The organism is Cognaticolwellia aestuarii (genome assembly GCF_002000025.1).
Classification (GTDB): Bacteria; Pseudomonadota; Gammaproteobacteria; order Enterobacterales; family Alteromonadaceae; genus Cognaticolwellia; species Cognaticolwellia aestuarii.
In genome coordinates this window covers 15010-28851 of record NZ_MUZV01000007.1, presented here as the reverse complement: position 1 = coordinate 28851, position 13842 = coordinate 15010, and the positions used below count along the sequence as shown (strand labels likewise).

At 39.3% G+C, this 13842-nt stretch carries 13 protein-coding genes; 9 read left to right on the top strand and 4 right to left on the bottom strand.

What is annotated here, in order from left to right:
• The first annotated feature begins 7 nt into the window (after nt 1–7).
• Complete coding sequence (gene hslU / locus B0169_RS11730; protein WP_077286177.1) at nt 8–1336, top strand: HslU--HslV peptidase ATPase subunit; 1329 nt, start codon at nt 8–10, stop codon at nt 1334–1336.
• 28 nt (nt 1337–1364) lie between these two features.
• The gene (locus tag B0169_RS11725) at nt 1365–1751 is read left to right on the top strand and encodes a gamma-butyrobetaine hydroxylase-like domain-containing protein (RefSeq protein WP_077286176.1); all 387 of its coding nucleotides are present in this window, start codon (nt 1365–1367) and stop codon (nt 1749–1751) included.
• A 32-nt stretch (nt 1752–1783) separates the two neighbouring features.
• Here the strand turns inward: B0169_RS11725 and B0169_RS11720 are convergent, their stop codons facing one another.
• On the bottom strand, nt 1784–3784 hold the full coding sequence (locus tag B0169_RS11720; protein ID WP_077286175.1) for a putative bifunctional diguanylate cyclase/phosphodiesterase: 2001 nt from the start codon (nt 3782–3784) through the stop codon (nt 1784–1786).
• A gap of 170 nt (nt 3785–3954) precedes the next feature.
• On the opposite strand from B0169_RS11720, the gene rraA reads away from it, so the two are divergent.
• Nucleotides 3955–4440 (top strand): ribonuclease E activity regulator RraA, encoded by a 486-nt coding sequence (gene rraA, locus B0169_RS11715; protein WP_077286174.1) that lies wholly within the window; start codon nt 3955–3957, stop codon nt 4438–4440.
• A gap of 156 nt (nt 4441–4596) precedes the next feature.
• Here rraA and hutI read toward each other — a convergent pair whose 3' ends face one another.
• The gene (hutI, locus tag B0169_RS11710; protein ID WP_412842132.1) at nt 4597–5832 is read right to left on the bottom strand and encodes an imidazolonepropionase; all 1236 of its coding nucleotides are present in this window, start codon (nt 5830–5832) and stop codon (nt 4597–4599) included.
• A 217-nt stretch (nt 5833–6049) separates the two neighbouring features.
• Between hutI and hutC the strand changes: the two genes are divergently transcribed.
• The 3 genes from hutC to B0169_RS11695 are packed head-to-tail and all read left to right on the top strand — an operon-like array spanning nt 6050 to nt 10347.
• Complete coding sequence (hutC, locus tag B0169_RS11705) at nt 6050–6760, top strand: histidine utilization repressor (protein WP_077286172.1); 711 nt, start codon at nt 6050–6052, stop codon at nt 6758–6760.
• Nucleotides 6761–6782: 22 nt separating this feature from the next.
• Complete coding sequence (hutH, locus tag B0169_RS11700) at nt 6783–8300, top strand: histidine ammonia-lyase (RefSeq protein WP_077286171.1); 1518 nt, start codon at nt 6783–6785, stop codon at nt 8298–8300.
• A 16-nt stretch (nt 8301–8316) separates the two neighbouring features.
• The gene (locus tag B0169_RS11695) at nt 8317–10347 is read left to right on the top strand and encodes a urocanate hydratase (RefSeq protein WP_077286372.1); all 2031 of its coding nucleotides are present in this window, start codon (nt 8317–8319) and stop codon (nt 10345–10347) included.
• 121 nt (nt 10348–10468) lie between these two features.
• On the opposite strand, the gene B0169_RS11690 is transcribed toward B0169_RS11695, so the two are convergent.
• Nucleotides 10469–10801, bottom strand: coding sequence for a PBPRA1643 family SWIM/SEC-C metal-binding motif protein (locus B0169_RS11690; protein WP_077286170.1), 333 nt, complete (start codon nt 10799–10801; stop codon nt 10469–10471).
• A 240-nt stretch (nt 10802–11041) separates the two neighbouring features.
• On the opposite strand from B0169_RS11690, the gene B0169_RS11685 reads away from it, so the two are divergent.
• Genes B0169_RS11685 through B0169_RS11675 form a run of 3 tightly spaced genes read left to right on the top strand, consistent with a single transcriptional unit; the run spans nt 11042 to nt 13395 of the window.
• On the top strand, nt 11042–11494 hold the full coding sequence (locus tag B0169_RS11685) for an NfeD family protein (protein ID WP_077286371.1): 453 nt from the start codon (nt 11042–11044) through the stop codon (nt 11492–11494).
• A gap of 48 nt (nt 11495–11542) precedes the next feature.
• Nucleotides 11543–12463 (top strand): SPFH domain-containing protein, encoded by a 921-nt coding sequence (locus B0169_RS11680; protein WP_077286169.1) that lies wholly within the window; start codon nt 11543–11545, stop codon nt 12461–12463.
• Nucleotides 12460–13395: an SPFH domain-containing protein gene (locus B0169_RS11675; RefSeq protein WP_143323529.1), complete on the top strand. Its 936-nt coding sequence runs from the start codon at nt 12460–12462 to the stop codon at nt 13393–13395. The genes B0169_RS11680 and B0169_RS11675 overlap by 4 nt, the downstream gene beginning before the upstream one ends.
• Nucleotides 13396–13454: 59 nt before the next feature.
• Here B0169_RS11675 and B0169_RS11670 read toward each other — a convergent pair whose 3' ends face one another.
• Nucleotides 13455–13778 carry a hypothetical protein gene (locus B0169_RS11670; RefSeq protein ID WP_077286167.1) on the bottom strand — a complete coding sequence of 108 codons (324 nt, stop codon included), beginning with the start codon at nt 13776–13778 and terminating at the stop codon, nt 13455–13457.
• Nucleotides 13779–13842: the final 64 nt, after the last annotated feature.

The following is a 13842-nucleotide window of genomic DNA, read 5'->3' as shown; positions in this document are numbered from 1 at the left end:
AATTAATATGTCAAATATGACACCACGTGAAATTGTTCACGAACTTGATAGCCATATTGTTGGCCAAAGCGATGCTAAACGTGCCGTTGCCATTGCTCTGAGAAATCGCTGGCGTCGAATGCAACTTAATGAAGAGTTGCGCGCAGAAGTTACCCCTAAAAACATTCTGATGATCGGCCCTACAGGGGTTGGTAAAACTGAAATCGCCCGCCGTTTAGCTAAGCTAGCCAACGCGCCATTTATTAAAGTTGAAGCAACTAAGTTCACTGAAGTAGGTTATGTGGGTAAAGAAGTCGAGACTATTATTCGTGATCTTGCTGATATGGCAATTAAGATGACGAAAGAGCAAGAAATGGCTCGTGTTAAGCACTTAGCTGAAGAAGCTGCCGAAGAGCGCATTTTAGATGTATTACTTCCGCCAGCACGAGATGGCTTTGGCAATGATGAGCAACCAGAAAATAACTCAACTCGCCAAGTATTTCGCAAAAAGTTACGCGAAGGCCAACTTGACGATAAAGAAATTGAATTAGACTTAGCTGCACCACAAGTGGGCGTTGAAATCATGGCTCCTCCGGGCATGGAAGACATGACCTCACAATTACAAAACATGTTCCAAAGCATGTCGAGTGAAAAAACAAAAAAACGTAAGCTAAAAATTAAAGATGCATTCAAAGCTTTGCAAGAAGAAGAAGCAGCTAAAATCGTTAACCAAGACGACATCAAAGAAAAAGCAATCTATGCTGTTGAGCAAAACGGTATTGTGTTTATTGATGAAATTGACAAAATTTGTAAACGCGGCGATAGCTCAGGCCCTGACGTTTCAAGAGAAGGTGTGCAACGAGACTTACTTCCTTTAGTTGAAGGCTCTACCGTTAGCACTAAACATGGCATGGTTAAAACTGATCATATACTGTTTATTGCCTCTGGTGCTTTTCAGATGGCCAAACCATCTGATTTAATTCCAGAATTACAAGGTCGCTTGCCAATTCGTGTTGAGTTAAAAGCATTAACTACAGATGATTTTGTACGTATTTTAACTGAACCTAATGCGTCTTTAACTGAGCAGTATATTGCTTTATTGGCCACTGAAGGTGTTGATATTTCATTTAGTGAAGATGGTATTCAAGCCATTGCCAATGCCGCATGGCAAGTTAACGAAAGCACTGAAAACATCGGAGCCCGTCGTTTACATACGATGATGGAACGCCTAATCGAAGAGCTGTCATTCACTGCCAATGATCGCACAGGTGAAAGCATAGTTATTAACGCTGAGTTTGTTGCTGGAATTTTATCTGAATTAGTGAAAGATGAAGACCTAAGTCGCTTTATTTTATAGCTAAATAAAAGAGATATTGGAGTAAAACATGAGTAAAATTAAACGCTTTGTTGTTAACAGAGCGACTGCAACTTTATCGATATTTGATGAAAATTCCGAAAAAGACAGCAGCAAAGCGATTGAATTAAGCTTTGAATACTTACGCGTGTTTGCTCCTACTCACGGCAAAGGCAAAAACGCAGGCTCTGTACCTCAAGTATTTCATAAAAAACAAGTGCAGCTATTAACAATCGAATCGGTTGCTCAACATGGTTACCGATTTATTTTTGATGACAACCATAGCGATATCTATAGTGCTGATTACTTACAGTTATTAGCCGATGAGTATCAGCAACGTTGGCAACACTATTTAGAGCACACAGGCACTGCAGCCAAGAGCCGAGAAGCAACAATAGAAATAAAAGAGCTTAAGTAACCTAAACTCTGGATAAGTTATCTGAGCTTAGATTACTTACGCTTTAAATACTTAGTAAACTCTTCTTCACTTATCGGCTTACTGATAAAGTAGCCTTGTACAGCATCACAACCTATATTGCGCAATAACTGTAACTGTTGCTGGGTTTCAACGCCTTCAGCCAATACACGCTTACCTAAACCGTGTGATAATTCCACCATGGTTTTCACTATGGTTAAGTCAGAATCATTAGTTGCAACTTCCATAATAAAGCTTCGATCTATTTTTATCTTATCTATAGGTAACTTACGTAAATATGCTAGAGAAGAGTAACCCGTACCGAAATCATCAATCGATACCTTGATACCCATATTTTGCAATATAACAATTGTTTTCATCACTAATTCAATATCAGTAATAACAACACTTTCGGTAACTTCTAACTCAAGATAAATTGGTGGGATCTCATACTTTATTAATAAGTATTGAATATTGCTAACAAAGTTAGGCGCCTGAAATTCTACTGCAGTAATATTAATTGCTAATGGCACACGTCGTTTATAAGTTTTATACCATTTTGCAATCGTTTGGCAGGTTTTCTCTAAAACATAGTTATCGAGTTCGCTGTATAAATTCAATGCTTCAATATCATCAAAAAATTGCCCCGGTGCCAATAAACCTTTGTCCGGATTTTGCCAACGCACTAAGACTTCCGCCCCTTCTAAGCGATTATTTTTTAAATTTAATTGTGGCTGAAAATGTAATATAAACTCTTCATTAGTAATGGCACTGCGAATTGCTTTTTCCATTGCCAATAAACGTCGTCCTTGTGACTGCATACCCGCTTCAAATTTAACGGTCTGAATATTTTGGCTCTCGGCTTGAAATAATGCTAAATTCGCTTTCTGTAACAAGTCATCTGCATTATCTCCATCCTGAGGGAAGTTACAATAACCTACGCTACATTGTAAATGTACTTCTTGCTGAGCCACTTCATAGGGCCGAGCAATTAACGCATGTATATGTTCTGCTGCCGTCAATTGCTGATGTGTATTAGAATAATCAATAACATACATAAAGGAGTCACCGCTGAGGCGGCCAACCACTTTAGGCTTAAGTAAACTTTGATTAAGCCGACGTGCTATTTCACCTAAAATCAAGTCACCAACTTTTAAACCATGAGTATCGTTAATAAACTTAAAACGTTTAATATCCAATAAATAAATACATAGTTTTTGGCTTTTATTGTCAGCAATACTCATCTCATTCGTTAACTTCTCAAGTACTTGTTCACGATTTAATACTCCCGTTAAAGAGTCATGTTTGCCTAAATATTTTGCCCGGTTGATTGCTGTGGAAGCGACATTTCTTTCCGCACCTTGCAGCCATATCAACATAATAAAGCCTAAAATGGTATTGATGCCCATATCGATATATAACAAGTATTCGGTAAGGTGACGAAACCAATCATCAGTTAGTGACACAATGGAAGCGAATGAATAAGCGACAAATCGAATGCCGACTAAACTACAGTAGGCGAGTAATATTTTTCCTGAGAAATGTTTAACATTAGATGAATATATAAAAAATGATGCCGCAATAAAGGCACAGCCAAAAATAAAGGCAGCCAAACTTTCTCGCAAGTAAAAACGATTAAAGACACTTTGACTATCAAAACCATACATTAATGTCGCTATAGCACCTAGCGACATTACTATGACGATACTTATATAAAGTAACTTAGCTGCTATTCTTTCCTGTTTTATCGCGCTATATATCCCCAACATCAAAAATAATAAATATAAGTAATTACTGGTTTGCTGAACTAGCGTGATCGTTATGTCAACTAAGCTACCGATCTGTTGATCGTGAAAAATACTTTGGCAGGCCAGCGCTAATTGATTAATCGCTAGGGCTGATAAACTAAGCATCCAAAATTTAACGTATTGATGATTAAAGCCGCGATAATAAGCAGAAAGAAGTAATGCAAGAATAGTAAAAACAAGAGTTTCAGTAGAATAAATTAAGCTCTGGGTAAATGCCAGATCAACCATGAATACAACTCTTATAGAAAAGTAAGTTCTGTTATTAAATAATGTTTTTTATCTAATTACAAGCGAGAGTTTACGCAATATTTATTTAACAACTATAGCGGCTTAGCTGTTGTACCTGTGAACTCAACCGTTATACTAGCTATTACAAAACGCTACTAGGAAAACTCACTATGGAATACAACACTTCAGAGTTATGTGATATCTACACCGATTTAGTCGATGTACTTGAGCCAGTATTTAGTAATTATGGTGGACGAAGTTCGTTTGGCGGAAAAGTTGTAACTATAAAGTGCTTTGAAAACAATGGTTTGATTTCAGAAATTGTTGATACTGACGGTACAGGTAAAGTCCTTGTTATTGACGGAGGGGGCTCTACACGTCGAGCGCTGATCAATATTAATATTGCAGAGCTTGCGGCCAAAAATAATTGGGAAGGCATTATTTGCTTTGGTAGTGTTCGCGATGTTGACGCATTGGAAGATGTTGATATTGGTATTCAAGGTTTGTTATCAATACCCGTAGGGGCAAGCACTAGTGATATTGGTGAAAGCGATTTAGCGATCAACTTTGCTGGGGTAACATTCTTACCTGATGATCACATTTATGCTGATAATACTGGGGTAATTTTATCTCCAGAACCACTAGATATCGAATAAATGTGTCAATCCGCACTGTCAGTGCCTCTCTTTCAGTAACAGACGAATAAATCGCGACATTTTTCGTCTGTTATTTTATTAGCAGCATTATTTTTTAAGATCGCGCTGACTCTTGTTTTAGAAAAGTAAAAGTTAAAGCCACCATTAGCTTAAGAATCAAATAACGATCTTACCCGCCTGCATGAGCTGGCTAAGTGGGTTAACACCAAACTGATAACATAACTCTGCCGGTTGCTTAATATCCCAACAAGCAATATCAGCATCATAACCAACCGCGAGTTGCCCTTTGCTATTTGCTAGCCCTAAAGCTTTAGCACCATGGCATGTTACGCCAGCTAAAGCTTCAACAGGCGTTAACCTAAAAAATGTACAGGCCATATTCAACATCAATTGCAAAGAGTTGATCGGTGACGTCCCCGGATTAGCATCTGTTGCAACAGCCATACTCACTTTATGCTTACGTAGTAGTTCAATTGGTGGTAGTTGCGTCTCTCTTAAAAAGTAAAAAGCGCCCGGTAATAAAACCGCGGTCATACCTGCCGATTTCATCGCTATAACGCCAGCTTCATCGAGAAACTCAATATGATCAGAGGACAAAGCTTGATACTTTGCTGCTAATGCCGTGCCTCCTAAATTAGAAAGTTGCTCAGCATGCACTTTAATAGGTAAATGGTATTTTTTTGCCGCAGCAAATACTTGCTCTGTTTGCGCCAAACTAAAACCAATACCTTCACAAAAAACATCTACAGCATCTGCTAATTGCAAACTGGCTACTTTCGGCAACATATCCTCACAGACGAACTTAATATAATCATCGGCGCGGTCTTGGTATTCAGCTGGTAATGCATGGGCACCCAAAAATGTTTTTCTCACTGTTACGGGTAAGCTTTTTGCTAACTGCCCTGCTACTTGCAACATTTTTATTTCATTTTCGCTATCTAAGCCATAGCCCGACTTTATCTCTATTGTAGTGACGCCTTGCTGGTGCATTGCAGCTAATCGCTTGAAAGCACTTTGAAATAATTCACTCTCGCTCGCGGCACGAGTTGCTGTAACGGTTGATATAATCCCACCACCCGCATTGGCTATTTCTTGATAACTTTTACCTTCAAGACGCATTTCAAATTCATTGGCACGATTACCACCAAAAACTAAGTGGGTATGACAGTCAACTAAGCCAGGTGTTAGCCAAGCTCCTTTTCCGTCAATCAACTGCTCTGCTTTATACTCAGAAGCCGATAAGTCACTCATCGTGCCTAACCAAGCAATTTTACCATTAGCAATCGCCAGCGCGCCGTTTTCAATTGCGCCATAGCTATTGCTGCCATCGTTCATGGTGGCGAGATTCACATTAATCCAAAGTGTTTGCCATTGTTGTGTTGTCATCGACATAAAAAATCCAAAGAAGTTGTTTTCAGCTACGCTTAAACGTTTTCCGTATCCGGATAACGTTTAAGAAAGACATGACGGTTGCCAATAATTGGCACTCTAACTGATAGCAAATTAACAAGCAAGCTTGTATATACAACTCTTGACCTGACGATCAAAAAATGAGATTGTATATACAAGTTAAGTAGACTTTGCATATGTTGCAATATTAGGCATAACAATGACACAAGTAAAAACCGCTAAATACAATGTTATCAAACAATACATTTGTGAAAAAATAGAATCAGGTCAGTGGCTTGAACATAGTAAAGTGCCTTCTGAAAACGAGCTTACCGAACAGTTCTCTGTCAGCCGAATGACTGCTCGACGTGCTTTACAAGAGCTGACCGAACAAGGTTTATTAGTCCGTTCACAAGGCTCTGGTACTTTCGTTGCAACGTTTAAATCCCAATCTTCACTACTCGAAATTCGTAATATCGCCGATGAAATACACGAACGCGGCCATCAATATCATGCTGAGCAATTAAGCTTAAAAGCTGTTGAGGTAAATGACGAAGTTGCTATTTTATTAGCGTTAAAACCTAATGATAAAGCTTATTTCTCTAGTGTACTACACTTTGAAAACAACGTGGCTATTCAATTAGAGCAACGATTTGTTAACCCTAAGTTAGTTTCACAATATTTAAGCCAAGATTTTACCCAAATTACTCCACATGAGTACCTTTCTTCTGAAGCACCATTAACAGAAGCAACCCATGAAGTTGAAGCTATTATTGCTAGTAATGATGTTTGTGAGTTACTGAATATAAATAATGTCACCCCTTGTTTGCAAGTTAAACGTCGTACTTGGTCAAGCCAAGGAGTCGTCAGCTTAGCCATTTTGACATCACCGGGAAATAAGTACCGCTTAGGTAGCCATTTAGTTTTTTAATTTATAATTTAGGAGCGTTAATATGACGTTTAAATATGGTATCGACCGTCTAGATATTAATATGGTCAACGGTATTGCTAATGGCAGTATCAAAGCTGAACTTTGCCAAGAAGCTTTAGATAAAATTAATACAAGTCGTCAACGCGTAGAGAAAATGGCGGCTTCTGATGAAGCGGTATACGGTATTAATACTGGCTTTGGGCCATTATGTGATACGCAAATTTCGCCAGAAGACACCAATTTACTGCAAAAAAACCTGCTTATTACTCATGCCGTCGGTGTCGGCGAGCCTATCGATAAAGCTATTTCAAAGTTAATGCTCATCACTAAAGTGCATGCATTAAGCCAAGGTTTCTCTGGCATTCGCTTAGAAACCGTAGAAAGAATGCTAGCCTTTATTGAACTTGATCTTATCCCTGTGGTACCAGAGCAAGGTTCAGTAGGCGCATCAGGTGATTTAGCACCACTGTCTCATTTGTTTTTACCACTGCTTGGTGAAGGTGAATTCTGGCAAAGTGAAGAGGGGAAAGATGATAAAACAGTTCCTGCAGCTAAGCTTCTTAAAGAACACGGTTTAGCACCAATGGAATTGCACGCTAAAGAAGGTTTAGCGTTAATTAACGGTACACAGTTCATTCTGTCACACGCAATCACTGGCTTAACTAAAATGCGTTACTTATTAGACCTAGCAGACCTAACGGGTGCTATGAGTATTGAAGGTATGCAGGGTAGTGAATCGCCATTTAGAGAAGAATTACATCAAACCCGTGCTTTTAAAGGTAACTTAAAAGTTGCTGCACGTATGAGAGCATTCTTTAAAAACTCTGAAAACATGGCAGATCATGAAGAATGTGACCGTGTACAAGACCCATACTCTTTACGATGTATTCCACAAGTACATGGTGCATCACGCAATGCCTATTACCATTTAGAAGAATTAGCTGAAATTGAAATGAACTCAGTTACTGATAACCCAATTGTTATCAGTAGTGAAGAAGCGATTTCAGGTGGTAGCTTCCATGGTCAACCTTTGGCTATGGTGCTTGATTACGCGTCTATTGCGGCTTCTGAACTAGGTAATATTTCTGACCGTCGTTGTTACTTACTCCTTGAAGGCTTGCACGGCTTACCGAGATTATTAACCACTGCCGGTGGTTTAAACTCAGGTATGATGATCCCACAATACGCGACTGCTGCGTTAGTGACTGAAAACAAATCACTGTGTTTTCCACCATCAGCTGATAGTGTTCCAACCTCGATGGGACAAGAAGATCACGTATCAATGGGCAGTATCTCAAGCCGACAATTTAATCAGATATTAGGTAATTTAGAAAAAATACTCGCGATTGAGCTGATGTATGCCGCACAAGCCATTGATTTTAGACGTCCAAATAAGTGCTCAGACATTATTGAGAAAAACTTTGCCGTGATCAGAGATAAAGTGGCAAAGCTTGAAGAAGATAGACTGCTCAAACCTGATATTGATGCCATGATCTCCTTAGTAAAATCACAAGCATTCACTGTCAACTTTGATGAATAAAAAGGAGCTTAAAACCATGGAAACAGCAATGAACTCTCAACAACTAGCGCTTTTCAAGCAGAGCATAACGCAAGGTATTCCAAATGCGCTGCCAGCAGCCAAACCCTACCCTGCTGACGCTAACCGTGCCCCTAAACGCAAAGACATTTTGACTGTCGAAGAGAAACAATTAGCGATTAGAAATGCACTACGCTACTTCCCTAAAGAATGGCATCATGAGTTAGCCATTGAATTCGCCCAAGAGTTAACGGACTTTGGCCGTATTTATATGTATCGCTTTAAGCCGAGCTATCATCTAAAAGCACGCTCTATTGCTGACTACCCAGCCAAGTGCCAACAGGCAGCGGCTATTATGCTAATGGTGGAAAACAACTTAGACCCTGCCGTTGCACAGCATCCTGAAGAGTTAATTACCTACGGTGGTAACGGTGCGGTTTTTCAAAACTGGGCACAATACTTATTAGCAATGAAGTATTTGAGTGAAATGGAAAGCGATCAAACTTTACATTTATACTCGGGTCACCCTATGGGTTTATTTCCATCTTCGGAAGATGCTCCGCGTGTTGTAGTCACTAACGGTATGATGATCCCTAATTACTCTCAACCAGATGACTGGGAAAAATTCAATGCCTTAGGTGTAACTCAGTATGGCCAGATGACAGCCGGTTCATTTATGTACATTGGCCCACAAGGTATTGTACATGGCACAACGATCACAGTCATGAATGCCTTTCGTAAAGTCCTCAACAAAGATGAAAGCCCACAAGGTAAAATTTTCCTTACGGCAGGCTTGGGCGGTATGAGCGGCGCACAACCTAAAGCCGGTAATATTGCAAACTGTGTAACCGTTTGTGCTGAAGTGAATGCCAATGCCGCTACTAAGCGCCACCAACAAGGCTGGGTTGATGAGCTCATTGACAATATGGACGATTTAATTACCCGTGTTAAAGACGCACAAGCAAAAAAAGAAGTAGTATCAATTGCTTATATTGGCAACATTGTTGATGTTTGGGAAAACTTCTATGAACAAGAAATATATGTGCACTTAGGCTCAGACCAAACCTCGCTGCACAATCCATGGTCAGGCGGGTATTACCCGGTTGATATCAGTTATGAAGAGTCAAACCGTTTAATTCGCGAAGAGCCAGAAGTATTCAAAGAAAAAGTACAAACAACATTGAAACGTCATGCAGATGCGATTAACAAACACACGGCACGTGGCACTTACTTCTTTGATTACGGGAATGCCTTTTTATTAGAAGCATCACGCGCCGGCGGCGATGTTATGGCTGAAAATGGCATTGACTTTAAATACCCATCATACGTGCAAGATATTTTGGGCCCGATGTGTTTTGACTATGGTTTTGGTCCATTTCGTTGGGTTTGTGCTTCTGGTAAACCAGAAGATTTAGATAAAACTGATGCTATCGCGGCAAGTGTACTGAAAAAAATCATGGCCGATTCACCTGAAGAAATTCAGCAACAAATGCAAGACAACATCACTTGGATTGAAGACGCTAAGCAAAACAAGCTAGTGGTTGGCTCACAAGCGCGTATTCTTTATGCTGATGCGCAAGGCCGTATGGAAATCGCAAAAGCCTTTAATGATGCAATTAATAACGGTGAAATTGGCCCAGTAGTATTGGGTCGTGACCATCACGATGTTAGTGGTACTGATTCACCATTTCGTGAGACTTCAAACATTTATGATGGTAGTCGTTTTACCGCAGATATGGCTATTCATAATGTTATTGGTGACAGCTTCCGTGGCGCAACTTGGGTATCAATACATAATGGCGGTGGTGTAGGCTGGGGCGAAGTAACTAACGGCGGTTTCGGTATGTTACTTGACGGCAGTGCAGCAGCAGAGCGTCGCTTAAAGTCGATGTTATTGTTTGATGTTAACAACGGTATTGCACGTCGCAGCTGGGCCCGCAACGCCGAAGCAAACTTCGCAATTAAACGTGAAATGGCACGCACCCCAAAACTAAAAGTTACCTTAGCGAACTTAGTTGAAGATGATATTCTAGATAATTTGTCGCTGTAAAGTGTGCATCCCCTAGCGAAAATAACACTATTTAACATTTACTGAATAAAAGACCGGCAGATGCCGGTTTTTTTATACTCATAGTCTGTAAATGCATGTAACTAAATATTGTCAGGTATAGTTAACCACAGCATTTTTTATATTTTTTACCACTGCCACATGAGCAAGGGTCATTACGACTTGGTGTTTTTTCAAAGGTGGTCGTCGTTGGCTTATTAAGTATAACCTCAAGTTCATTGAGATCTTCACTTGCCGCACTATCGACACTAATGGTGGCGAATAAGTCATTTTCAGCAACTACAATAGCAACTTCTGCTTTTTTTTCTTCACTATTAACCACTAAAGTTAATGGATTTTTTTCGCTGCCAAGTTTAACGGTACGCTTAGTGCTATAACCTGTTTTGACATGATTTACTCTGGTATGGATACGCCCTTTGTAATACAGATCGTGCATAACAAAACTCCGTTAATAAAATACTTGATTTGAGCGCGGCAGTATAACCTAAACCGTGCAATAGTCGACCGTTGAATTTAGCATTAACCCGTTTATAGCGATTTAAAATCTATGAGGCATCAAAAGCACTTAATCAACAGTAGAAGTAACGACAAGCTTGACATATTATGTCAAGCAGGTTAACTTGATTATATGATTGTTAACTTACCGTTAACAGTTCAGCTTATAACGGAGGTGGTAATGGAATACATACTATTTTTTGAAACTTGGATCTTTCTCGCTATCTTGTTTGCCTGTTTAGAAATTTTTGTCCCCGGTGGCATTTTACTGAACTTAGGCATCGCTTCTTTGCTTGTCGCTATTGGTGTACAGCAACAAATTCTTGATACCTGGATATTAACCTTAACCACTTGGTTTATTATTGCGACATTTTTATTGATCAGTGTCTATTTTATTACTGAGCGTTTCTTTGCTGGTGATACAACCGTAGAAAATGTTTTTGAAGAGCTCGATATATACGGAAAAAATGTCAATGTGCTTGAACAAATAGGCCCCGGTACACAATCAGGTCGAGTAGAATTTCAAGGCAGCACTTGGACAGCATTGGGGGACGGCTCTATTATTCATGCTGGTAGCCAAGCCTCCATTGTTTGCAAAGAAAATATTTCTTTGATCGTTGAGCCCACCAAATAACTTTATATACCCCTTTTAAACACCCCCAAATTTAGTAGGAGAATACCTATGTTAGCTACTGTTACCTTTGCTTTTCTAGCATTGCTCTTTATCGTCGTGAAGCTAGTACTTGTCGTTCAAATGAAAGAAGTTTGCGTGATCGAGCGTCTCGGAAAGTTTCGTGCTGTATTGCAACCTGGATTGCATTTTTTGATCCCTTTTATCGATCGTGTCGCCTATCGCCATGAAACACGAGAACAGGTTCTTGATATACCAGCACAAAGCTGTATATCTCGTGACAACATTCAAATTAGCGTGGATGGTTTGGTTTATATTCAAGTAATGGATGGTGAAAAAGCCAGCTACGGTATTGAAGATTACCGTCGTGCTAGCATTAACTTAGCCCAGACCACCATGCGTTCCGAGATAGGTAAATTAAACTTAAGCCAAACATTTTCTGAACGAGATACCTTGAATGAAACTATCGTCAGCGAAATTGACAAAGCTTCAGATCCTTGGGGTATAAAAGTATTACGCTATGAAGTGCGCAATATTACTCCGTCGGATAACGTTATCCATACGCTAGAAAAGCAAATGGAAGCCGAACGACAAAAACGCGCTGAAATTACTTTAGCGGAAGCAGAAAAAGAATCGACGATAAATTTATCACAAGGTGAACGCCAAGAAGCGATCAACTTGTCAGAAGGTGATAAACAAAAACAAATTAATGAAGCTCATGGCCGCGCACAGGAAATTGCTATTCTGACTCAAGCTTCCGCAGAAGGTATTAATTTAATTGCCAAGGCAGCTGCTTTACCCAGTGGCGATCAGGCGATTAAAATGCGCTTATTAGAGCAGTTTATCTCACAAACGAGTAGCATTTTGAAAACCGCAGATGTTTCTATAGTGCCAAACGAAGTGGCAAAATTAGAAGGATTTTTTCAAGGTATGGAAAAAGTAACGCAAAATATTCAAGGAGCAAAATCATGATAGCGATTGATGCAAACACCATTGATTTAGCTGTATTAGCTATTTGGGCATTTATATTTTTATTTCTAGCTTTTAAATTTTTTCAAGCCATTTGCCTAGTTCCAACAAAATCAGCTTATGTTGTTGAGCGCTTAGGAAAATATCGCTGTACTTTAGATGCGGGATTTCATTTATTATTGCCATTTATTGACCGAGTAGCTTTTATTCAGGACTTAAAAGAAGAAACTATAGAAGTACCACCGCAAGAGTGCTTTTCAAAAGATGAAGTTAATGTCGAGGTTGATGGCGTTATTTACATCCAGGTGATAGACGCGGTAAAAGCAAGTTATGGTATTACAGATTATCGTTTTGCCGCTATGCAACTTGCTCAAACCACCACCCGTTCAGTCATTGGTACACTTGAGTTAGACAGAACCTTTGAAGAGCGTGATATTATCAGTGCAAAAGTAGTTGAAGTACTTGATAAGGCTGGTGAAAGTTGGGGAATAAGAGTCCATCGCTACGAAATTAAAAATATTACGCCGCCGATAACTGTACGCAACGCGATGGAAATGCAAGTCAATGCCGAGCGTGAACGTCGTGCTATTTTAGCAAAAAGCTTAGGTGATAAAGCCAGTCGAATTAATCGCTCAGAGGGGCAGATGACGGAGTTAATTAATTTATCTGAAGGTGAAAAACAACGACGTATCAACTCTGCTGAAGGTAAAGCGGCAGAAATATTAGCCATAGCTCAAGCAACGGGTGACTCCATTAGTAAATTGGCAACAGCAATAGAACAACCCGGTGGTCAACAGGCGTTAGATATGCAATTAAGCGAACAATACTTACAACAAATGAAAGGCTTAAGTCAGCAATCAACCAAGGTAATATTGCCTGCCAACTTGCTTGATTTTAAACAATGGTTAGCAACCGCCGGCATACATCATAAATAAGCTAACTTAACATCAGCACTGACTAAAAATAGATAAGCCGACAATGATGTTGGCTTATTTTATATTAACAAAAAGCCAATACTAAGCAGTAAAATTACCGAACAAAGCAACCAGGTTTTGTCTGCGATGATAAGCTTTTTATCTCTCTTTAGTTGCCTTATTTTACTTACCATTAAATAAAAAATGGTTGTTGATAATGCAATCAAAAAATGTACTTGGATAGTCAGCAATTCACTATTTTCTTGCCAAAGAAAAACGGGGCCACTGTAATTAACAAAAAATAAATTTAACAACGAAACATGAGCCCACAAAACAAAAAACATCAAAGAGATTTTGTACTGATAAAGCGCTTTTAATGTTCTAGTAATGACATTATTTGCCATAAAGTATTTACCTTAATTGTTACTTAACCATTACTGAATGGTTTACGGGTTAATCTAGCGATAC